17 protein-coding genes, 1 tRNA gene and 1 pseudogene are annotated in these 20,894 nt (G+C 72.0%); 6 read left to right on the top strand and 13 right to left on the bottom strand.

Going from position 1 to position 20,894, the window contains the following annotated elements:
- Window positions 1-52: 52 nt before the first annotated feature.
- From ABT118_RS29245 to tsaD, 5 genes are all read right to left on the bottom strand, one after another.
- Window positions 53-2,458, bottom strand: a complete 2,406-nt coding sequence (locus ABT118_RS29245; RefSeq protein ID WP_350675349.1) for a glycoside hydrolase family 65 protein — start codon at window positions 2,456-2,458, stop codon at window positions 53-55.
- Window positions 2,455-3,231 (bottom strand): HAD family hydrolase, encoded by a 777-nt coding sequence (locus ABT118_RS29240; RefSeq protein WP_350675347.1) that lies wholly within the window; start codon window positions 3,229-3,231, stop codon window positions 2,455-2,457. Before ABT118_RS29240 ends, ABT118_RS29245 begins: the two co-directional genes overlap by 4 nt.
- A 94-nt stretch (window positions 3,232-3,325) precedes the next feature.
- Entirely contained in the window at window positions 3,326-4,108 is a 783-nt protein-coding gene (locus ABT118_RS29235; protein WP_350675345.1) for a VOC family protein, read from the bottom strand.
- Window positions 4,109-4,208: 100 nt separating this feature from the next.
- Window positions 4,209-5,318, bottom strand: coding sequence for a winged helix DNA-binding domain-containing protein (locus ABT118_RS29230; protein ID WP_350675343.1), 1,110 nt, complete (start codon window positions 5,316-5,318; stop codon window positions 4,209-4,211).
- A 46-nt stretch (window positions 5,319-5,364) separates the two neighbouring features.
- The gene (gene tsaD / locus ABT118_RS29225; RefSeq protein WP_350675341.1) at window positions 5,365-6,426 is read right to left on the bottom strand and encodes a tRNA (adenosine(37)-N6)-threonylcarbamoyltransferase complex transferase subunit TsaD; all 1,062 of its coding nucleotides are present in this window, start codon (window positions 6,424-6,426) and stop codon (window positions 5,365-5,367) included.
- Between the two features lie 307 nt (window positions 6,427-6,733).
- Between tsaD and ABT118_RS29220 the strand changes: the two genes are divergently transcribed.
- Together ABT118_RS29220 and ABT118_RS29215 are read left to right on the top strand one after the other, a co-directional pair.
- On the top strand, window positions 6,734-7,258 hold the full coding sequence (locus tag ABT118_RS29220) for a PadR family transcriptional regulator (protein ID WP_350675339.1): 525 nt from the start codon (window positions 6,734-6,736) through the stop codon (window positions 7,256-7,258).
- Window positions 7,255-7,959, top strand: coding sequence for an ABC transporter ATP-binding protein (locus ABT118_RS29215; protein WP_350675337.1), 705 nt, complete (start codon window positions 7,255-7,257; stop codon window positions 7,957-7,959). Before ABT118_RS29220 ends, ABT118_RS29215 begins: the two co-directional genes overlap by 4 nt.
- A gap of 84 nt (window positions 7,960-8,043) precedes the next feature.
- On the opposite strand, the gene nagB is transcribed toward ABT118_RS29215, so the two are convergent.
- From nagB to ABT118_RS29200, 3 genes are all read right to left on the bottom strand, one after another.
- Window positions 8,044-8,826 (bottom strand): glucosamine-6-phosphate deaminase, encoded by a 783-nt coding sequence (gene nagB, locus ABT118_RS29210; RefSeq protein WP_350675335.1) that lies wholly within the window; start codon window positions 8,824-8,826, stop codon window positions 8,044-8,046.
- Window positions 8,827-9,007: 181 nt separating this feature from the next.
- Entirely contained in the window at window positions 9,008-10,264 is a 1,257-nt protein-coding gene (locus tag ABT118_RS29205; protein ID WP_350675333.1) for an alpha/beta hydrolase, read from the bottom strand.
- 115 nt (window positions 10,265-10,379) lie between these two features.
- The gene (locus ABT118_RS29200; protein ID WP_350675331.1) at window positions 10,380-11,126 is read right to left on the bottom strand and encodes a nucleotidyltransferase domain-containing protein; all 747 of its coding nucleotides are present in this window, start codon (window positions 11,124-11,126) and stop codon (window positions 10,380-10,382) included.
- Window positions 11,127-11,394: 268 nt separating this feature from the next.
- Between ABT118_RS29200 and ABT118_RS29195 the strand changes: the two genes are divergently transcribed.
- Window positions 11,395-12,549, top strand: a complete 1,155-nt coding sequence (locus ABT118_RS29195; RefSeq protein WP_350675329.1) for a damage-control phosphatase ARMT1 family protein — start codon at window positions 11,395-11,397, stop codon at window positions 12,547-12,549.
- Window positions 12,550-13,028: 479 nt separating this feature from the next.
- A complete protein-coding gene (locus ABT118_RS29190) occupies window positions 13,029-13,784 on the top strand; it encodes a hypothetical protein (protein WP_350675327.1) in 756 nt (251 codons plus the stop codon).
- Window positions 13,785-14,052: 268 nt separating this feature from the next.
- Here ABT118_RS29190 and ABT118_RS29185 read toward each other — a convergent pair.
- Window positions 14,053-14,126 (bottom strand) — tRNA-Gly (locus ABT118_RS29185).
- Between the two features lie 192 nt (window positions 14,127-14,318).
- On the opposite strand from ABT118_RS29185, the gene ABT118_RS29180 reads away from it, so the two are divergent.
- Window positions 14,319-14,540 (top strand): hypothetical protein, encoded by a 222-nt coding sequence (locus ABT118_RS29180; RefSeq protein WP_350675325.1) that lies wholly within the window; start codon window positions 14,319-14,321, stop codon window positions 14,538-14,540.
- Window positions 14,541-14,609: 69 nt separating this feature from the next.
- Window positions 14,610-15,185 (top strand): dCTP deaminase, encoded by a 576-nt coding sequence (gene dcd, locus ABT118_RS29175; protein ID WP_350675323.1) that lies wholly within the window; start codon window positions 14,610-14,612, stop codon window positions 15,183-15,185.
- Between the two features lie 59 nt (window positions 15,186-15,244).
- Here dcd and ABT118_RS29170 read toward each other — a convergent pair whose 3' ends face one another.
- The 4 genes and pseudogenes from ABT118_RS29170 to ABT118_RS29155 all read right to left on the bottom strand — a co-directional run bounded on the left by ABT118_RS29170 (window position 15,245) and on the right by ABT118_RS29155 (window position 20,836).
- Entirely contained in the window at window positions 15,245-16,135 is an 891-nt protein-coding gene (locus ABT118_RS29170) for an alanyl-tRNA editing protein (RefSeq protein WP_350675320.1), read from the bottom strand.
- Window positions 16,136-16,196: 61 nt separating this feature from the next.
- On the bottom strand, window positions 16,197-17,087 hold the full coding sequence (locus ABT118_RS29165) for a Yip1 family protein (RefSeq protein ID WP_350675317.1): 891 nt from the start codon (window positions 17,085-17,087) through the stop codon (window positions 16,197-16,199).
- 197 nt (window positions 17,088-17,284) lie between these two features.
- Window positions 17,285-18,358: pseudogene (gene manB / locus ABT118_RS29160) on the bottom strand (mannose-1-phosphate guanylyltransferase); the annotation flags it as partial.
- Between the two features lie 258 nt (window positions 18,359-18,616).
- Entirely contained in the window at window positions 18,617-20,836 is a 2,220-nt protein-coding gene (locus ABT118_RS29155) for a (Fe-S)-binding protein (protein WP_350675315.1), read from the bottom strand.
- Window positions 20,837-20,894 lie beyond the last annotated feature (58 nt).

Here is a 20,894-nt window from a genome sequence, read left to right as displayed (position 1 = left end):
GCTTCTTGCCCGGTGGACGCCGGGCACTCGGCCGTGCGGTTCGGCGGGTGCCCTACTCGGCAGCCAGGTGGGGCGGTTCGGCGCCGCTGCCGACGGTTGGGCCGGGCTGCTGCTGGCGGCGGGCCGGCTCGCGGCCCGGGGGCTGGGTGCAGCGCTCGGGTGTGTCCGGGACGGACATCGGGCGGGAGGCGGGCTTCCCGGCCTCGACCCGGAGCGGTTCGCCGTCGTGCAGGACGGTCAGGACGGTGCCCCGGCGGAGCGTGTAGGTGGTGCGGGTGTGGGTGATCTCCACCTGCAGCAGGTTGCCCCGGACCTTCATCGCGAAGGCCAGCCGCCGCAGCCCGGCGGGCAGCCGGGGCCGGAACGACAGGTGCTCGCTGTGGTCGCGCAGGCCGCCGAAGCCGGCCACCAGCGCCAGGCAGGCACCGGCCAGCGACGCCATGTGCAGGCCGTCCCTGGTGTTGCCGCCGAGGTCGTACAGGTCCATCAGGGCGGCTTCGGCGGTGTAGTCGTACGCGAGGTCCAGCTGGCCGACCTCGGCCGCGATCACCGCCTGGGTGCAGGCGGAGAGCGAGGAGTCCCGGACCGTCAGGCGCTCGTAGTAGGCGAAGTTGCGGGCCTTCTGCTCGTCGGTGAAGGCGTCGCCGCGCACCTGCATGGCCAGCACCAGGTCGGCCTGCTTGACCACCTGCTTCCGGTACAGGTCGAAGTACGGGTAGTGCAGCAGCAGCGGGTACTTCTCCGGCGGAGTCGCGTCGAAGTCCCAGAACTGGTGGTCGGTGAAGCCGTCCGCCTGCGGGTGCACGCCCAGCTTCTCGTCGTACGGGATGTACATCGCCCGGGCGGCGTCCCGCCAGGCGGCGGTCTCCTCGGTGTCGACGCCGAGCCCGGCGGCGATCACCTGGTGCCGGGCGGCGGCCTCGGCGGCGGCCCGCAGGTTGGTCTGCGCCATCAGGTTGGTGAAGACGTTGTTGTCCGCCACCGCGCTGTACTCGTCCGGGCCGGTGACGCCCTCGATCCGGAACCGCCCGGCCGCGTCGTGGTGGCCGAGCGAGCGCCACATCCGGGCGGTCTCGACCAGCAGCTCCAGGCCGTACGCCTGCTCGAACTCCACGTCGCCGGTGGCCCGGACGTACCGGGCCGCCGCCACCGCGATGTCGGCGCCGATGTGGAACGCGGCGGTACCGGCCGGCCAGTAGCCGGAGCACTCCTCGCCCCTGATCGTCCGCCAGGGGAACACCGCTCCGGCCAGGCCGAGTTGGGCCGCCCGCTCGCGGGCCAGCGGCAGCGTGGTGTGGCGCCAGCGGAGCGCCTGTTTGACCGCGTCCGGCAGGCAGTAGGTGAGCACCGGCAGGACGAAGGTCTCGGTGTCCCAGAAGCTGTGCCCGTCGTAGCCGGGACCGGTCAACCCCTTGGCGGGGATGGCCCGTTCCTCGCTCCTGGCACCGGCCTGGAGCACGTGGAAGAGCGCGAACCTGACCGCCTGCTGGAGTTCGACGTCGCCGTCGATCTGGATGTCGCTGGTCTCCCAGAACTCCTTGAGGTACTCCCGCTGTTCGGCCACCAGGCCGTTCCAGCCGGTGTACCGGGCGGCGGTCAGCGCGGCCTCCACCTGGTCCCGGACGGCCGGCAGCGAGCGGGTCGCCGACCAGCCGTACGCGGTGAACTTGGTCAGCCGCAGCTCCTCGCCCGGGTGCAGCACCGTGGTGACGCTGATCCGGCCCTGGTCCTCGGCGCACTCGGCGGTGACGTGGAAGCCCTCCGGCCCCTCGATCAGGTGGTCCATCCCGACCGCCACCCGCTGGCCGCTGTACCTGGTCCGGTGCACCAGCACCGCCTTGGTGCCCGACGCCAGCCCGGACTCGGCCACCAGCGGCGCCTCCAGCACGGCCGCCGCCCTGGGATCGGCCTCGGTGCCGCCCGGCAGCTGCTCGTTGGCCACCAGCTCGGACTGCAGCACCACCCGGATCGGGCCGTCCACCGCGGTCACCCGGTAGTCCACCGCCGCGATCGCCCGCTGGGTGAGCGAGACCAGCCGGGTCGAGCTGACCTTGACCGTCCGCCCGGCCGGCGAGGTCCACTCCGCGTCCCGCCGGAGCAGGCCCTCGCGGAAGTCCAACCGCCGCTGGTGACTCTTGAGTTCGCCGTACCTGAGGTCGAAGGGCTCGTCGTCCACCAGCAATCGGATGATCTTGCCGTTGGTGACGTTGATGACGCTCTGGCCGGACTCCGGGTAGCCGTAGCCGCCCTCGGCGTACGGCAGCGGGCGGAGCTCGAAGACGCCGTTCAGGTAGGTGCCGGGCAGGCCGTGCGGCTCGCCCTCGTCCAGGTTGGCCCGCAGGCCGATGTGGCCGTTGGAGAGCGCGAAGACCGACTCGGACCGGGCCAGGTTGCCCAGGTCGAGGCCGTGCTCGGTGACGCCCCAGGGGTCGACGGTGAAGGCGGACTGCGGGCTCATCGGGCGTCCTCCTGGCCGTCCTGGCCGTCCTGCTGACCTTCGATCAGTTCGGCCAGGTCGTCCACCACCAGGTCCGCGCCGTGCTCGCGGAGCGCCTGCGCCTGGCCGGTCCGGTTCACCCCGACCACGGTGCCGAAGCCGCCGGCCCGGCCGGAGGCGACGCCCGCCAGCGCGTCCTCGAAGACGGCGGCATTCCCGGGTTCGGTGCCCAGCGCCTTGGCGGCGGCCAGGTAGGTGTCGGGGGCGGGCTTGCCCGGGAGGTGGTCGCGGGCGGCCACCAGGCCGTCGATCACCACGTCGAAGAGCTCGTCGATCCCGGCCGCGCGCAGCACGTCCCGGCAGTTGTTGCTGGACGAGACCACCGCGCGGGGCAGCCCGAGCTCGCGCAGGCGGTGCAGGTACGCCACCGAGCCCGGGTAGGGCTGGACGCCCTGTTCCTTGATCATGCGCAGCACGGTGTCGTTCTTGGCGTTGCTCAGCCCCTGCACGGTCCGGCTGCCCGGCCGGTCGTCCGGACCGCCCTCGGGCAGCACGATGCCGCGCGCGGCGAGGAAGGTCCGGGTGCCGTCCAGTCGTGGTCGGCCGTCCACGTAGGTGTCGTAGTCGGCGGCCGGGTCGAACGGGACGAACTCGCCACCGCTGCGGGCGGATTCGGCCCGGAGGAAGGTGTCGAACATGTCCTTCCAGGCAGCCGCGTGCACCTTGGCCGTCTGCGTCAGCACGCCGTCGAGGTCGAACAGGAACGCTTGAATGTGGTCCGGAAGCCCCAGCATGACTATCAGTCTGGTCCTCTCCGGGCGCGAAACCGCCCATTCGCAGCGTGCTTGGCGCGTCGCGAACGGGCGGCTCCCCGGATGCCCCGGGACGTCACATCGGTGCGGGCGTGATCAACGAGAAGGTGGCGCCGTCCCGGTCCTGGACCAGCGCGACCCGGCCCCAGGGCTGGTCGGTCGGCGGGCTCAGCACGTTGCCACCCGCCTTGACCAGCGCGTCCACCGTGCTGTCGACGTCGTCGGCGGCGAAGTAGGTGCGCCAGTGCGGCGGCGTCCCGGGCGGGTCGTCGGCGAGGTTCAGCACGCCGCCGACGCTGCGGCCCTCGACCTCGTACGAGAGGTACTCCGGCATCTGCTCCATCGGGGCGACCCTGGCCCCGAAGACGGCGTTGTAGAACGCGCCGACCTCGCCGGGGGCGCTGGTGTGCAGTTCGTTCCAGACCACCGCGCCGGCCTCGTTCACCACCTGCGCGCCGAGGAACTCCAGCGGCTCCCAGACCCCGAACACCGCCCCGCTCGGGTCGGCCGCGACCAGCATCTTCCCGGTGTCGCCGACCGTCATCACCGGCAGCAGCACCGTGCCGCCGTTGTCACCGATCGCGGTCAGGGTGGCCTCCGCGTCGTCGGTGGCCAGGTAGGTGGTCCAGCTCGGCGGCACCGCCGGCTGGCCGGGGCCCGGATCGACCGGGCCCATGATCCCGGCCACCGGCCGGCCGTTCAGCGCGCAGACCGCGTACCCGCCGAACTCCGGCGCTCCGACCTCGCCCTGCCATCCCAGCAGGTCCCGGTAGAAGTCCAGGGCGGCCTGCTGGTCCCGCGAACTCAGGTCCACCCAGCACGGTGTTCCCACCGCATACCGTTCAGTCACCTCGACCATGCGTCATCTCCGATCGAACCGGCCCCCGCGCCCACCCTCACCGCCGGGCCGCCGTCCCGCCACCGGAACAGGGCCGGGGCGGTGGCGGGGAACCGGCGGCTCAGCCCGGCTCGGGGGCGCCGATCCGGACCTCGTGGCGGGCGGCCGCCGGGGCGAGGAAGCGGCTGAGCCGCTCACCCTCCTCGGCGAGTCCGGTGCGCTCGGGCGCGGTGAGCCGGCGGAACGGGCGGACGGTCACCACCGCCTCCTCCTTGGTCGCGGCGAACCGCCAGGTCGCGCCCACGAAGCCGTCCAGCAGCACCGAGCGCGGCATCTCGTTGCTCCGGGCGAGGAAGCCCTGCTCGGTGAAGTCGACCGTCAGCACCCGGTCGCGGTCGGCGTGCGAGAGGAGCAGGTTGTCGAAGTCGTACAGGTAGCGCACCGGGGCCGGGGTGTCGGCGGGCGGACGGGGCGCGTCCGGCAGGTCGAACAGCTCCCGGCCCTGCTCGTCCCGGAACACCGCCAGCTCCGGCCGGAGCCGGTCCACCACCTCGGCCAGCCGGGTCAGGCCGCACCACTGCTGGACGTCCTTCACCGAGGCCGGGCCGAAGCCGGCCAGGTAGCGGCGCACCAACTCCTCGATCCGGGCGGCCGGTTCGAGCTCCCGACCGGGCCACTGCTCGACCGGGGTGTGCGCGACCGGGCCGCTGCGGCCCCAGAGCCCGCGCGGCGGCACCTGCACCAGCGGCACCGAGGCCCGGACCGCCTGCGCCATCGCGGCACCGTCGTACGCCGGGAACCGCTCGGCCAGCAGCTTGCCCAACTCGGCGAAGGTCAGCGGCCGTTCGGCGAACGCGGCCCGGCCGGCCGCGGTCAGCGCGTCCCGGTCGATGCCCTTGAGCTTCCGTCCGAACGCACCCATCGTGCCGCGCTCGATCATCGGCTCCACCAGCGGCCGGAGCCAGAGCGCGTCCTCCAGCGTCGCCAGGTGGATGGTGCCGCGCATCAGCGCCATCCGCAGCAGCCCGCCCTCGGCCAGCAGGGCGGAGGTCTCGTCCGGCGTGTACCCCGCCAGCCTGGTCCACAGGCCGACGTACCAGGTCTGCGGGGTCTGCGCCTGCAGGCCGACCAGCCGCTCCAGTGCCTGCCGGACCGTCAGGTCGGACCGCTCCAGCAGCAACTGGCGGGCCAGGGTGGCCCGGTTGAGTGCCCTGGCGTCCATCGTGGTCATCGCTCCCCCTCGGGTCCGGTGCTGGCTGCGACCGTACCGGCAGCGATCAGGCCGCGCTCGGCCGACGGGCCGCCAGCGGCACCAGCGCGGCGAACTCCAGCGGGGCGGAGGGGTCGACGGACATCTCCGCCGGGGCCGGTTCGGCGCCCGCGCGGACCAGCAGGTCGCCGATCGCCGCGATCATGGCGCCGTTGTCGGTGCACAGGCCCAGCGGCGGCACCCGCAGGGTGATCCCGGCCGAGGCGCAGCGGCGCTCGGCCAGCTCGCGGACCCGGGAGTTCGCGGCCACCCCGCCGACCACCACCAGGGTGGTGATGCCGTGGTCGGTGCAGGCCCGGACGGCCTTGCGGGTGAGCACGTCGGCCACCGCCTCCTGGAGCGCGGCGGCGGCGTCCGGCACGTGCGGGTGCTCCTGCGCCTCCACCCAGCGGGCGGCGGCGGTCTTCAGGCCGGAGAACGAGAACGCGTACGGGTCGTCCTTGGCCCCGGTCAGCGGGCGCGGGAAGCGCACCGCCCTCCGGTCGCCGGTGCGGGCGGCGCGGTCGATCGCCGGTCCGCCGGGGTAGGGCAGGCCGAGGATCCGCGCCACCTTGTCGAAGCACTCGCCCGCCGCGTCGTCCAGGGTGTCGCCGAGGTGCACGATCGGGTCGGTGGCCAGGTCGCGGACCAGCAGCAGCGAGGTGTGGCCGCCGGAGACGATCAGCACCACGCACGGGTTCGGCAGCGGCCCGCCGTCCAGGGTGGCGGCGGCCACGTGGCCGGCCAGGTGGTGCACCCCGTAGAGCGGCACCCCGAGCGAGAACGCGTAGCCCTTGGCGGCGGCCACCCCGACCTGGAGCGCCCCCGACAGGCCAGGACCGCTGGTCACGGCCACCGCGCCGACATCGGCCAGGGTCAGCCCGGCCCGCTCCAGCGCCTCGGCGACCACCGGGGCCACGGCGTGCACGTGCGCCCGGGCGGCGATCTCCGGCACCACGCCGCCGAAGCGCGCGTGTTCGTCCATGCTGGAGGCCACCGCCTGCCCGAGCAGCACCCCGTCCCGCACCAGCCCGGCACCGGTCTCGTCGCAGGACGACTCGATGCCCAGCACCACCGGTGAATCCGGCATGACCTACCTCGCTGCTCCTGGAAAGTACCTGCACATAGTGTGCAACAAGGCCGATGGCCGTCGTACCGGCGGCCCGGGGCGGCCGACCCGCTGATCGCCTGTCAAGCCCACCCTCACGGCGGCAGGTTGAGGGTGTGGGCGACGCGGGGCGGGAGCGCGAAGGTCCTGCTGGTCGTGCACAACGTCACGTCCGCGACCAGGCTGCTCGACGTGCTGCCGCCGTTCCGGGGCGGGGTCCGTTGCCCGAACCGGCCGCCCCGCTGACCGGGCCCGGGGCCGGTCCCGACCGCCTCGGTAGAGTGCGGGCATGTCACTCGGTCAGATCCTCCTCGGCCTCCTGGAGTCCCAGCCGCGCCACGGCTACGACCTGAAGCGGGCCTACGACGAGCAGTTCGGCCGGACCAGGTCGCTGCACTACGGGCAGGTCTACTCGACCCTGTCCCGGCTGCTGAAGAGCGGGCTGGTCGAGGTCGAGGGCGTCGAGCCGGGGGACGGTCCGGAGCGGAAGCGGTACGCGATCACCGAGGCCGGGGTGACCGACGTCGGCGAGTGGCTGGCCCGGGCCGAGAGCCCGGAGCCGTACCTGCAGAACACGCTGTACGCCAAGGTGGTGCTGGCGCTGCTGACCGACCGTCCGGCGGCGGAGGTGCTCGACCTGCAACGGACCGAGCACCTGAGGCAGATGCGGGTGCTGACCCGGCGCAAGGACGAGGGCGATCTGGCGGACCAGCTGATCTGCGACCACGCGCTGTTCCACCTGGAGGCGGACCTGCGCTGGCTGGAGCTGACCGCGGCCCGGCTGGACGAACTGCGCGGGCAGGTCGGCCGATGACCGCGCCGGCCTGCGCCGCCCCCGGGCAGCGGACCGCACCGGCCCTGCTCAGCGGCACCGGTCTGGCGAAGGCGTTCGGTCCGACCACCGCGCTGCACGACGCCTCGCTGAGCATCGAGGCGGGCGAACTGGTCGCCGTGATGGGCTCCTCCGGCTCCGGGAAGTCCACCCTGCTGCACTGCCTGGCCGGGATCGTCCGCCCGGACGCGGGCAGCGTCAGCTACCGGGGCACCCGGCTGGAGCAGCTCACCGACACCGGGCGGAGCGCCCTGCGCCGCAGCGACTTCGGCTTCCTGTTCCAGTTCGGCCAGCTGGTACCGGAGTTGACCTGCCTGGAGAACGTGGCCCTGCCGCTGCGGCTGAACGGGCTGCGCCGCCGCCCGGCCGAGCGGCTGGCCCGGGAGTGGCTGGACCGGCTGGAGGTGGCCGACGCCGCCGGGCAGCGCCCGGCCGCCGTCTCCGGCGGCCAGGGCCAGCGGGTGGCGATGGCCCGGGCGCTGGTGACCTCGCCGAAGGTGGTGTTCGCGGACGAGCCGACCGGCGCGCTGGACTCGCTGAACGGCGAGCGGGTGCTCCGGCTGCTCCGGGCCGCCGCCCGTGAGTCCGGCGCGGCCGTGCTGCTGGTCACCCACGAGGCCCGGGTCGCCGCGTACGCCGACCGCGAGGTGGTCGTGCGCGACGGCCGCACCCTGGCCCACTGAGCCGCCGGACCACGCAGCGAGCCGCAGACCCCGGGGTCTGCGGCTCGCTGCGTGGTGCTACCGGTCGGACCGGCTGCCTACCGGTCAGATCGACTGCCAGTCCGGCTTCGCCGCGTACGTGGCGCGGAAGTAGTCGGCCAGCTTCAGCCGGGACGCGGCCGCCTCGTCCACCACCACGGTGGCGTGCGGGTGCAGCTGCAGCGCCGAGGCCGGGACCAGCGCGGAGAGCGGGCCCTCGACGGTGGCGGCGACGGCGTCGGCCTTGCCCTCGCCGGTGGCCAGCAGCACCAGGTGGCGGGCCTCCAGGATGGTGCCGATGCCCTGGGTGATGACGTGGTGCGGGACCTGGTCCAGGTTGTCGAAGAAGCGCGCGTTGTCGAGCCGGGTGCGCTGGGTCAGCGTCTTGATCCGGGTCCGCGAGGCGAGCGAGGAGCACGGCTCGTTGAAGCCGATGTGCCCGTCGGTGCCGATGCCGAGCAGCTGGAGGTCCACCCCGCCGGCCGCGGCCAGCGCCTGGTCGTACGCGATCGCCTCGGCGGCGACGTCCTCGGCCGCACCGTCCGGGCCGATGAAGGAGGAGGCGGTCAGGCCGAGCGGCTCGATCACCTCGCGCAGCACCACCGAGCGGTAGGACTCCGGGTGACCGGTCGGCAGGCCGACGTACTCGTCCAACTGGCAGACCCGGGCCCGCGAGACGTCGACCGCCCCGCTGCGCACCTTGGCCGCCAGCGCCTGGTAGATCGGCAGCGGCGTCGAGCCGGTGGCCACGCCGAGCAGCGCGTCGGGCTTGCGCGTCACCAGCTCGGCCATCGCCGAGGCGATGAGCTCGCCGCCGGCTGCGGCATCGGGGACGATGACGATTTCCATGGCTCCACCGTTCTGCTTCGTGCTCGCGCTATGGTCTAGACCAGACGGATCCAAGCCTATCGCGCCGGCTGCTCCGCAGGCATCCCTGGCACCGGATTCCACCCGTCAGGTCCAGCCCTTGAGACCAATGCGACCGCGAACCGGTCCCGGCGGCAACCGGGCCCGCCGCACGCGGCTGCGTTCAGCTGCGGGCGAGCTCGTCGAACCAGCGCACCACCTCCGGGGCCGAACGGATCGCGGTGCCGGAGTGGTCGGCCGCCGGACCCTGGTCCACCACCCGCGCCCGCACGCCGTGCCGGGCCAGATCGGCCGCGCAGGCCCGGGCGTTGGCGATCGGCACGTCCGTGTCGGCGGCCCCGGCGTAGAGGCGCACCGGGACGGCGGGCCGCCAGTCGCAGCTGCCGTCGGTGGCGGCGACGGCCGCCGCGAGCGGGCCGTGCGGGTGACGGATGTTCGCGAGCCACTCGGGTGTGAGCAGCTCCTCCGGGGTCCCGGGCAGCCCGGCGGCGATGTCCTGCTCCAGGTGCTCGCCGTCGAACAGCGCGGGCACCGTCTGCGCGTAGGCCCCCCGGAACACCTCCGCCGGGTTCCGGTACAGCGGGCGGAGCCGGTTCTGCGCGGTCAGGTAGTACGAGAGGTAGAAGACGGCAGTGGCCGGGGCGACCCGCCCGTCGGTGATGCCCGGCAGCTCGGAGCCGGCCAGGTCGTACGGACCGGCCATCGGGGCCAGCGCACGGAGCGTCAACCCGTCCCGGCCACGCGAGAGTTCGCGTCCCAGCGCCATCGCGACCTGGCCACCCTGGGAGAACCCGGTGGCGTACACGTCCCGGCTCACCGGCCGCCCCAGCCGGTCGGCGGCGGTACGGGCCGCCTTGATCATGTCGACCGAGGCCGTCACGGCCGACCGGGTGTCCATGTACGGGTGCGGGCCCGGCCCGCCGCCGAGGCCCAGGTAGTCCGGGGCGGCGACCGCCCGGCCGGCCGCCGCGTGCAGGTAGGGGGTGAGCCGGTTGTCGCCCGGGGCTCCGGACGGGGCGCTGTCGCGGTGGGCCACGGTGCCGTGGGTGTCGGAGACCAGATCGAGCCGGCGCGGGCCGCCGACCGGCAGGACCAGCAGTCCGGTGGCGGTGGTGGGGCGGCCCTGCGGGTCGACGGTCGCGTAGGTCAACCGGTGCGCGGTGACGCCGTACCGGACCGTCCCGGGGTCGATCCCCAGCGTGCCGAGCGCCGCCACCACCTCCGCCCGGTCGAGCACGGCGAGCGGGGTGACCGAGAGCAGGGTCCCCCGGGCGGTGCTGCTCTGCGCGGTGGTGTTCTGCGCGGTGGCGGTCGTTGCCATGGCGGGTGCGGCGGGCGCCACGACCAGTGCCAGTACGGCGGCGACGAGCACCGCGTCGATGCTGCGCCGGAGCCCGGTCCTGTGCTGATTCATCGTCATGCCCGGAACGCTACGGACCCGGGCCGGAGCCCAACATCCGACCGTCCCCCGCCCGTTGAGGGGGTTTACCCCCGGTCCCCGCCGGGGGGAATCCACCGCCCCGGCGCTCCGCGCCTCAGCGGCCGATGCCGACGGCGACGGATTCGATGACGCCCTGCCAGACCCGGCGATAGCCCTCCCGGAGCGGGCCGCCGACCAGGTCGAGCACCGCCGAGGCGGCGTCGAGCAGGGGTTCGGGGTCGTCCGTCCGGGACAGCCGGGCGTGGCCGTCGAGCAGGGCGGCGCCGCGCTCGGGGTCCGCCTCCAGCAGGCGGCGCGGCAGCCACTTGCCGCTGCCCGTCCAGGCCCGGTGGTGGTCGCACAGCAGGTCCGCCGCGGTGTTGAGGACGAACCCGGCGACGGCCAGGCGCTCGAACACGTCGGTCGCGTCGCGCAGGTCGTCCAGGGCGTCGGTCAGCCCGTAGCGCTTGGTCTCCACCGCGTCCTGGCCGAGCTCGGCCGGGCCCTGGCGCAGGTCCGCCTCCGCCAGCGCCCGGGCCCGCTCGGCCTCCCCGTCCACGTCGACCAGGACCAGGCCGGTGGCGTACATGCTCTGCATGACCGCGCGACGGGTCGCCAGGTCCACCGCGAAGAGGTCGCGGAGACCGGCCCGGGTGTGGACGAAGAGCTCCACCACCCGCCCCTCGAAGCGGAGCGTCTCCCGGTACGTCTCGCCGCCGCTGGCGGTCAGTACCGCGAGGTCGAGGTCACTGCTGGCGGTGGCCCGCCCCGAGACCGTGGAACCCGCCAGCACCGCGGCCAGGGCGCCGGGGAACCGGTCGCTGACGATACGTCGGGCCTGGTCGATCGGGTCGTGGTTCATCCGACCACGGTGCCACACATCGTCCGGAGCGTCACACCGTCCCGGCCGGGTCGCGGTAGAGCGACGCGCCGAGGGCCGGCAGCCGCTCCGTGCACCGCAGTAACCGGGCGTACCGATCCCAGCCCAATATGCTCGGCGGCGCGATCCGCCGAGCGGAGAACGTCCGGGTGGGCGGCCCGCGCCGTTCCGCACAGGTGCACATCCGCTTTCTCGAAGTTGAGGACACTGGCCTGCAGGACTGGGTTGCTTCGGCATCCCTGGTCGGGCTGTGGCACGACGTCGCACTCTTCCGAAGCGGGGATGCCCGGTCACTCAGCCGCCCGCACCAGCTCGCCGAGGTCCGTGTCTACGCGACGCTGAACTGCGCCGCGAATCCGCACGGGCAGCGGTCGAGCAACTGCTCGCCGAGAGCACGAGCGGCGTACTGGAGCCGCTGAGCGAGAGCGCCCACGACCACCAGCAGTGGCTGACGTGGGGTCAGGGCCTGTACGGGCGGCCTTGGGGCGAGGCACCGTTCCTGTGGGCCGAGAGCTACTTCTACCGCAGGCTGCTCGAAGCCACCGGCTACTTCCGCCCCGGGACTTGGCAGGGCATCGACCCGTTCGCACCGTTCAAGAACACCGAACTGGCCAGCCCGGCCGTCGACGACGAACTCACCGCTCTCCGCGAACTGCCGTCCCTGTCCGCCGAGAAGCGGTCAGAGGTGCTGCTCTCGTCAGCACTCTGGGGCAAACGGGCCGACCTCAGCTTCCAGATCACCTCCTTGTCCGGGGATACCCAGCCCTCCGCCCTGATCGCGGACGACAGCCCGCTCCTGTGGTCCACCCTCGCCGCTGCGAGCAACCCGAGGGTCTGCGTCATCGCGGACAACGCCGGGCGGGAACTGCTGCCCGACCTCGTACTGGTCGACCATCTCCTCACGAGCGGGCTGGCCGCCGAGGTGATCCTGTACGTCAAACCCTCCCCCTACTACGTGTCGGACGCGACCACCGCCGACGTGCTAGCGACCGTCGGCCGCCTTCGCACCGCACCCGAGCAGGAGGCGGAACTGATCGGCCGTCGCCTCTGGCAAGCGATGAACAGCGGCACACTCGCGGTCCGCACGCACCAGTTCTTCTGCGCACCGCTGCCGTTCCACGACATGCCCGACGACCTCAGGGCCGACCTCTCCGGCGCCGCGATGACGATCCTCAAAGGCGACCTCAACTACCGCCGCCTCGTCGGCGACCAACTCTGGGACGCCACCGCCCCGTTCGCGGAGAAGGTGAGCCACTTTCCGTCCCCGGTAGCGGCCCTGCGCACCCTGAAATCGGATGTCGTCGTCGGCCTCAACAGACTGGCGGTCGCCGGGCTGGAGACCACCGGGGAACCCTGGCGTACCAGCGGCAAGTACGGCCTCGTCCAGGTTCACACCCGGGCATAGAGCCGATACTCGCGCGATTCGGCGAAGCGGCCTCCTGTCGCCACGTGCTCACAATGCCCAAGGTAGGACGTAGGCGGCAGTGCACAGACCGATCAGGCTTCAGGACCACCCGCGAGGTGACCGTTGATGTCTCCGTGCGCCTCTCGGAAGGGTTCGCCGAAGGCGGCTCCGACCTCCGACTCCATTTCGACTCATCGGAACCGAATCATGCGCGCGAAGGGAGCCTTGGACCTCCAACCACTCTGCTGCTGATCGAACATGCCTCGCTGCCGAGCTCGAGCCCAGCGGTCGGACTCAGACGGCTCGACTCCGCACACCGCGACGGAATCGAGCGAGCACAAGTACAGCCGGGAAGCGCTGCCCCAACAGCACTCCACTGGTCGCGGTCAGAGCCCGTGCGCAGTCCGGCGACCTTGGACATGGTCCGCCGACACGGACCCACCCCGCACGGTGTCGGCAACGGATGGCAGCATGCACCCGTGCTGATCCCTGGATACGAGAACGACCCCCTGATCCCGGGCGAAGAGCTGCTCGCCCTGCCCGGCTTCTGGGCCACGCACCTGCTGTTGCTGGCCGAAGGCGAGGACTTCGAGCCCGAGCCCACCCTGTTCGGCGCTGACGATGCAGACGCCGATGCGGCCTACGAGCAGCTCTTCGACAGCGCCGCCTGGCCCGTCATTCAGCTGCCTGTGCAGAACGGCCACCAAATTCTGATCATCTTTTGCAACCACCCCGACGATTCGGGGGTCGACTACTACCTGTCCCACCGCGACTGGGACCACTTGGCTCCGCTGGCCAGCATCGACGGCCACTTCTCCGGCCCAGGCCTCGCCTGGCGAGAATTGGCACACATCGCAGGGCACCCCGGCGACGGCCCGGGAGTCACCGACCGGCACGCCCGGCTGCTCCTCCTGCTGCCGATCCTCGGCGACGCGGATCTTCCGGCGGACACCGTCATGACCGTCGCGAGCGCCCTCGCCAGCATCGGCACTCCTGCAGAGGCCCGGTCCGGCCTCGCAGAAGCCATGCTCGACCATCCCTTCTGGGACGGCGAGACCTGGTACTTCGAAGGAGCAGGCTCCCCGCTCAGGGGCGGGGCCACCACCAGCACCAGCCGCGTCCTGCGCTGCGCCGGCAGCTACAGCCCACGAATCGTCCCCCTCAGGCTCTCCCTGGAGCAGGACATCCGCCTCGCCGAAGCCCTCGGCACCGCCGAGCTGCCGCCGGCTCCCTGACCTCCCCACCAGGCAGACGAGTTGTGGGGCGGCTACAGATCGGCTCGGCCGGCCCGCCGGGCGTCGACGGCTGCCGTGCCCGGGGCGAATCACCCGACGACATCCATGGCCCTGTGATTCAGGTCGCGGAGAGTCGATTTCGCCATTCGAGGCGTCGGCAGCTACAGCCCGCAGGAGTACGGAATGCGCCAGGCACCATCCGGCACGACGACCCGGCATTGATTCAGGCAACAAGAAAGCCCCAGGTCGCTGACCTGGGGCTTTACATTGGAGCGGGCGACGAGAATCGAACTCGCGCTATAAGCTTGGGAAGCTCATGTTCTACCATTAAACTACGCCCGCACTGATGAGCCGTCAGTGACTGCTCGATCGTCCAACACTCTACCCCATCCACCGACTGGCCTGGGCCGACGTGGTGAGGGGCGGCGAGTTGGGGCGGTGAATGTCCGGTAGATCCCCTAATGTGACGCTGGCTCAGGGTGTTTGTGGCCCCTGGGGTGTGGTGGCGTCATCAGGTTTGGGAAGGGGATCGTGATGGAGCAGCGTACCGTCGTCCGCTGTGCCGAGGGGCACCTGTTCAGCACTTCGACGTTTCCGATGCAGACGCTCGGGGCGGGCCGGCTGGGGCCCGGGCGGCTGATCCGGTGTCCGCAGTGCGGGCGGTTGCGGAGCTCGGTGATGGCGGATGTGAGCGAGTTGTCGGGGGCGCAGTTGGCCCGGGCGCTGCGGCTGGAGGCTGCGGAGAGCCTGGCCTGAGCCGACACGGCGGTGGGCGGCCCCGGACGGATTCGTCCGGGGCCGCTCCATGCACGTAACCTCGGGGGCGTGCTGCTCTCTGACAAGGACATTCGAAGCGAAATCGACAAGGGCCGGGTCCAGATCGACCCGTTCGACCCTGCGATGGTTCAGCCCTCGAGCATTGACGTCCGGCTGGACCGTTTCTTCCGGGTGTTCGAGAACCACCGCTACCCGTTCATCGACCCGTCGCAGGAGCAGTCCGACCTGACCCGGCTGGTCGAGCCGGACGGTGACGAGGCGTTCATCCTGCACCCGGGCGAGTTCGTGCTGGCGTCGACCTACGAGATGGTCACCCTGCCGGACGACATCGCCTCGCGGCTGGAGGGCAAGTCGAGCCTGGGCCGCCTCGGTCTGCTGACGCACTCGACGGCCGGCTTCATCGACCCGGGCTTCAACGGCCACGTGACGCTGGAGCTGTCGAACGTGGCGACGCTGCCGATCAAGCTGTACCCGGGGATGAAGATCGGTCAGCTCTGCCTGTTCCGGCTGTCCTCGCCGGCGGAGTTCCCGTACGGCTCGGAGCGGTACGGCTCGCGGTACATGGGCCAGCGCGGCCCGACGGCCTCGCGCTCGCACCTGAACTTCCACCGCTCGGACGTCTGAGCAGCGCAACGAACGACAAAAGAGGGGCGGCCCACCGGGGCCGCCCCTCTTTCGCGTCCTCAGGCCCGCTTCGGCCGGGTGACCGCGACCAGCTCGCTGCCGTCCTCCGACAGGGTCAACTCGGTACGCAGCTCCGCGAGTTCGCCCAGGTGGTGCAGGTGGGTGCCGCCGCAGGCGATCGCCGCGGAGCCGTCCGGCAGCTCGCAGTGCCACTGTCGGCGGGCCGTCAGCTCCGGGCCGGGCACCTCGATCCGGACCGGGGCGTCGGCGGCGACCCAGGCGGCGAGCCGGGTGTTGACGGCCTCGGTGAGGGCGGGGAGGGCGTCGGTCAGGGCCGGGTACTCCTCGGTGGCCTCGGCGGTGAAGCCCTTCTTCCGGAGCGACTTGCCGAGCCGGTAGGTGTCCGTGCTGGCCTCGGTGTCCATCACCGACGAGGCCATCGCCAGGCTGTCGAAGTCGGGGCTGCCGAAGGCGTCGGAGCGGCCCGGGTCCTTGCGCCAGCGCGGCGCGAGGGCGGCGTTCAGGGCCAGCGCGAGCAGGTGGCAGCCGCTGTGCGCGGCGGAGAGCAGCGCCCGGCGCTCGGCGTCGACGGCCATGGCCGCGGCCGCGCCGACCACGTCGCCCGGGTCACCCGCCAGCACGTGCAGCACCAGCCAGGACCACTCCTCGTCGCCCCGGCGGACCGGGATGTCCGCCCCGACCAGCAACGCGCCGTCCGGGCCCACGGCACCGGTCACGCAGTCGACCACGGCGTGGGTGGTGCCGCCGACGGTGAGGGTGCCGAGGTCGGCGGGCTGGTCGGGCCAGGTGTGGTCGAGCGGGTGGAACGGGGTCGCCCCGGTGACCACCGCGTACCGGCCGTCGGCGAGCGGGTGGACGGCCAGCACGGGCGACTCACCGCTCACCGCCCCGGCCGGGAAGCTGACATGGGTGGTGGGGAGGGTGGTCATGCGGGAACTCCGTACAGAAGGACAAAAAACAGAAGGACAGAAGGACAGAACGAGGGATGGATCAGCCGAGCGTGGGGAGCTTGATCAGCACCAGCAGCGCCAGCAGCTGCAGCGCGGCCGCACCGGCGGCCTTGCCCCAGGGGAGGTCGTGCACCCGCCGCACCATGGTGGTCAGCAGCCCGGCGCAGAGCAGCCAGGTGGCCCAGCCGAGCACCTGCACCACGACGTTGTCGGCGGGCAGGAAGAGCGCCAGCAGCAGCCGGGGTGCGTCGCTGGTCCAGCCGATGATGACGGCCAGGCCGACGGTGGACTGCCAGGGGCCGTCGCCGCCGAGCTGGCGGGCCAGGCCATGGGTGACCGCACCGAGCATCGCCCCGGCCAGGGTGAAGCCGATCGCCGCACCCGCCATGGCCGAGAGGGCGACAGTGAAGGTGGAGTTGACCACCTCGTCCTTGGTCAGGCCGATGCCCAGCACCGCGAGCATGCCGTAGAGCAGCGAGACGGTGAGTGCGGGCAGCCAGACCTGGTGGTCGCGCATCCGGTCGAAGGTGGCGGCCGGGGCCCGGTAGATGCCGGTCAGCAGTTCCTTCCAGCCCAGCCGGGGACCGCCCTGGTGCGGGGCGGCCTGCCCGCCGGCCCGGTACACCGCGACGTTGTCCTGGCCGCTCGCAAGGCCCCCCGGGGGGCCTGCCGGAGCGGCCGAGTAGTACTGCTCGTCCTCGACCGAGAACGCCCGGGTGTGTCCGGCCTGATTGGGGTCGTACGCCCCGGGAGCCGGCTCGTACGCCCCCGGCGCCGCCTCGTACCCCTGCGGGGGCGCGCCGAAGTACTCCGGCTCCCCCACCGGTGCTCCCCCGCCGTCGTACCCACTGCCGTCGTACCCACCGGACGCCGCCCACCCCCGCCGGGGGTCGGCCGCGCCCTGACCGTTGTCGTATCCGTTGCCAGCCACGCCTCGAAGGTACCCGGTGGAGCTGACCGGGCGTCGGTTGATCATGGCTTCGGCGCGTGATTGCAGCACTGCTGTGACCCCGTCACGGAGTCGCAGCAGTCACCACGACCGTCACCGGAACCGCGTCAGCGCGCCGCGACCGACCGGCTGTGCACGACCGCCGCCGCGCTCTCCCCGGCCGGGCAGCCGCCGGGGCCCGCGCTGGTCCGGACCGCGCCGACCGCCAGCAGCGTGCCGCAGGCGATCCGGATGCCGGGCGGCAGCTCGTTGTCGGACTCGACGGTGGCGCCGTCGCCGATCACCGCGCCGTCCAGCGAGGTGCGCGCCCCGATGGTGGCGAACGCGCCGACGATGGAGTCCTTCACGAAGGCGTCCGGGCCGATCACCGCGCCGGGCAGCACGACGCTGCCCTCGACGATCGCACCGGGCTCGATCACCGCGTCCTCGGAGACCACGGTGCCGGAGCTGAGCACGGCGGCCGGCGCCACCCGGGCGCCCGGCAGCAGCAGCGCCTCACCGGTCGGTCCGGGCACGGCGGGCGAGTCGACCTTGCCGAGCACCAGGTCGGCCGAGCCCCGGACGAACGCGCCGGGCGTGCCCAGGTCGAGCCAGTACGAGGTGTCCACCACGCCGCGCAGCAGGGCGCCGGTGGCGAGCAGTTCGGGGAAGGTCTCGCGCTCGACCGAGACCTCGCGGCCGGCCGGGATGCGGTCGATCACCGAACGGGTGAAGACGTAGCAGCCGGCGTTGATCTGGTCGGTGACGATCTGCTCGGGCGTCTCCGGCTTCTCCAGGAACTCCAGCACCCGCCCGTGCTCGTCGGTCGGCACCAGGCCGAACGCGCGCGGGTCCTCGACCCGGGTCAGGTGCAGCGTGACGTCGGCCCCGGCGGCCACGTGGCTGTCGCGCAGGGCGGCGATGTCCAGGCCGGAGAGGATGTCGCCGTTGAAGACCAGCACCGGCTCGTCCGGGCCGCAGGTCAGCCCGGAGGCGGCGTTGCGGATCGCGCCGCCGGTGCCGAGCGGCTCCTTCTCGGTCAGGTAGACCAGCTCGATGCCGTACGGGCTGCCGTCCTTGAAGTGGTCCTCGAAGACCTCGGCCAGGTAGGACGTCGCCAGCACCACGCGGGTGACCCCGGCGGCGGCGGCCCGGGCCAGCTGGTGCGCGATGAACGGGACTCCCGCGACCGGGAGCATCGGCTTGGGCGTGTGCGTGGTCAACGGGCGCAGCCTCGTGCCCTTGCCCCCGACGAGCATGATCGCCTCGGTCATGGTCCGCGCCTCTCCCCTACCCCGTTGCTGCCGTCACCGGCTGTTCCGGGGCGACGTTCGTTGTTCCGCTGCCGACCCGCACGACACGGGTACTGCGCCTACTGTATTTCCTTCCAAAGGCGCCCTGTTCCAGTGGGGTTGCGACACGTACCGACGCACCACTCACCTGACTGAACGAACGGGTGAACGAAACCGGCCCCGGTCGCCCCCACCAGGGGACGCCGGGGCCGGTGTTGACGCTCAGTCACCCCGGGCCGGTCAGGCCTCCGCGGGCTCCGGCTGGGGCTCCGGCTCGGGCAGGGCCTTCACCGATTCCAGCAGCAGCTGGGCCACGTCGACCACCTTCAGGTGCTCCTTGGCCGCGCCGTCGTTCTTCTTGCCGTTCACCGAGTCGGAGAGCATCACCAGGCAGAACGGGCAGGCGGTGGAGACGATGTCGGGGTTGAGCGACAGCGCCTCGTCGACCCGCTCGGTGTTGATCCGCTTGCCGATCCGCTCCTCCATCCACATCCGCGCACCACCGGCGCCGCAGCAGAAGCCGCGCTCCTTGTGCCGGTGCATCTCCTGCTGGCGCAGACCGGGGACCTTGTCCATGATCTCGCGCGGCGGGCTGTAGACCTTGTTGTGGCGGCCCAGGTAGCAGGGGTCGTGGTACGTGATCAGACCCTCGACCGGGTTGACCGGCAGCAGCCGGCCCTCGTCGATCAGGTGCTGCAGCAGCTGGGTGTGGTGGATCACCTCGAAGTGCCCGCCGAGCTGCGGGTACTCGTTCGCGATGGTGTTGAAGCAGTGCGGGCAGGTGGCCACGATCCGCTTGACCGGGGCGTCCTCCAGCGCGGCGTTCAGGGTCTCGACGTTCTGCGCGCCGAGCATCTGGAACAGGAACTCGTTCCCCAGCCGGCGCGGGGAGTCGCCGGAGCAGGTCTCCTCCTTGCCGAGGATGGCGAACTTCACGCCGGCGGTGTGCAGCAGCTCGGCGAAGGCCTTGGTGGTCTTCTTCGCCCGGTCCTCCAGGGCGCCGGCGCAGCCGACCCAGTAGAGGTACTCGACCTCGGCCGGGTCGATGTCCTCACCGATCACCGGCACCTCGATGCCGGTCTCCTTCTTGAGCTCCTTGACCCAGTCGAGCCGGGCCTTGGTGGCCATGCCCCACGGGTTGCCCTTGTTCTCCAGGTTCTTGAGCATCGTCCCGGCCTCGGTCGGGAAGGAGCTCTCGATCATCACCTGGTAGCGGCGCATGTCGACGATGTGGTCGATGTGCTCGATGTCCACCGGGCACTGCTCGACGCAGGCGCCGCAGCTGGTGCAGGACCAGAGCACGTCGGGGTCGATGACCCCGTTCTCCTCGACCGTCCCGATCAGCGGGCGCTCGGCCTCGGCCAGCGCGGCGGCCGGCACGTTCGCCAGCTGCTCGGGGGTGGCGATCTCGTTGCCCTCGGCGTCCTTGCCGCCGCCGGCCAGCAGGTACGGCGCCTTGGCGAAGGCGTGCTCCCGCAGGCTCATGATCAGCAGCTTCGGGGAGAGCGGCTTGCCGGTGTTCCAGGCCGGGCACTGGGACTGGCAGCGCCCGCACTCGGTGCAGGTGGAGAAGTCGAGGATGCCCTTCCAGGAGAAGTGCTCGACCTGGGAGACGCCGAAGTTGGCGTCCTCGGCCGGGTCCTCGAAGTCGATCGGCTGCCCGCCGCTGGTCATCGGACGGAGCGCGCCGAGGGCGACGTCGCCGTCCTCCTCGCGCTTGAAGTAGATGTTGAAGAAGGCCAGGAAGCGGTGCCAGGCCACACCCATCGAGGGGTTGATCCCGATCGTGATCGCCCACGCGAACGAGGTGCAGATCTTCAGCATCGCGAACAGGTAGATCAGGTTCTCGAGCGTCCCGGTGGACAGCCCGCGGAACGCCGCCACCAGCGGGTACGACACCAGGTAGGCGGCCTCGTAGTGGTCGACGCCCGCCAGGGCGCCCTCCAGACCGCGCAGGATCATGATGCAGAGGCCGATGCCGAGGATCGTGTACTCGACGTAGAAGGCCTGCCAGGCGATCGAGCCGGCGAACCGGGACTTCCGCCCGGCCCGGCCCGGCAGGCTGAGCAGGCGGATCACGATCAGGGTGGCGATGCCGAGCGTGGTCAGCGTGCCGACCAGCTCGGTGAAGATCTCGAACGGCAGCCAGTGCCCGATCACCGGGATGACCCACTCGGCGTCGAAGAGCTGGCCGAAGGCGGTCACCAGGGTGCTGATCAGGGTGAAGAACCCGACCGCGACGAACCAGTGCGCGACGCCGACGACGCCCCAGCGGTTCATCCTGGTGTGGCCGATGAACTCGACGGCGACCGTCTTCGTCCGGCCGACCGGGTTGGCGAAACGGGTGGAGTCCGGCGCACCGGTCTTCACCACTTGGTAGATGTACGCGGCCGCGCGGGCGGCGAGCGCGGTGCCGATCACAGTGGTGACCAGCGAGATGACGATCGCTGCTAGCTGCATCGGCTCTCCGTCTCCAGCGGCTGGGTGTAGCGGGCTCCCCTGAGTGTACTCAGCAGTA

The sequence above is a fragment of the Kitasatospora sp. NPDC002040 genome (assembly GCF_040296785.1).
In the GTDB taxonomy this organism is placed as follows: Bacteria; Actinomycetota; Actinomycetes; order Streptomycetales; family Streptomycetaceae; genus Kitasatospora.
The sequence above is the reverse complement of the archived record's forward strand: the minus strand, read 5'-3'. Positions and strand labels throughout refer to the sequence as shown.

Bases quoted from the DNA above. Each gene is read 5' to 3' on its own strand.
- ABT118_RS29230 (WP_350675343.1), bottom strand. From the start codon at position 5,318: ATGACCACGATGGACGCCAGGGCACTCAACCGGGCCACCCTGGCCCGC.
- ABT118_RS29215 (WP_350675337.1), top strand. From the start codon at position 7,255: ATGACCGCGCCGGCCTGCGCCGCCCCCGGGCAGCGGACCGCACCGGCC.
- ABT118_RS29200 (WP_350675331.1), bottom strand. From the start codon at position 11,126: ATGAACCACGACCCGATCGACCAGGCCCGACGTATCGTCAGCGACCGG.
- tsaD (WP_350675341.1), bottom strand. From the start codon at position 6,426: ATGCCGGATTCACCGGTGGTGCTGGGCATCGAGTCGTCCTGCGACGAG.
- ABT118_RS29220 (WP_350675339.1), top strand. From the start codon at position 6,734: ATGTCACTCGGTCAGATCCTCCTCGGCCTCCTGGAGTCCCAGCCGCGC.
- ABT118_RS29155 (WP_350675315.1), bottom strand. From the start codon at position 20,836: ATGCAGCTAGCAGCGATCGTCATCTCGCTGGTCACCACTGTGATCGGC.
- ABT118_RS29240 (WP_350675347.1), bottom strand. From the start codon at position 3,231: ATGCTGGGGCTTCCGGACCACATTCAAGCGTTCCTGTTCGACCTCGAC.
- ABT118_RS29235 (WP_350675345.1), bottom strand. From the start codon at position 4,108: ATGGTCGAGGTGACTGAACGGTATGCGGTGGGAACACCGTGCTGGGTG.
- ABT118_RS29205 (WP_350675333.1), bottom strand. From the start codon at position 10,264: ATGACGATGAATCAGCACAGGACCGGGCTCCGGCGCAGCATCGACGCG.
- nagB (WP_350675335.1), bottom strand. From the start codon at position 8,826: ATGGAAATCGTCATCGTCCCCGATGCCGCAGCCGGCGGCGAGCTCATC.
- ABT118_RS29245 (WP_350675349.1), bottom strand. From the start codon at position 2,458: ATGAGCCCGCAGTCCGCCTTCACCGTCGACCCCTGGGGCGTCACCGAG.
- ABT118_RS29180 (WP_350675325.1), top strand. From the start codon at position 14,319: ATGGAGCAGCGTACCGTCGTCCGCTGTGCCGAGGGGCACCTGTTCAGC.
- ABT118_RS29170 (WP_350675320.1), bottom strand. From the start codon at position 16,135: ATGACCACCCTCCCCACCACCCATGTCAGCTTCCCGGCCGGGGCGGTG.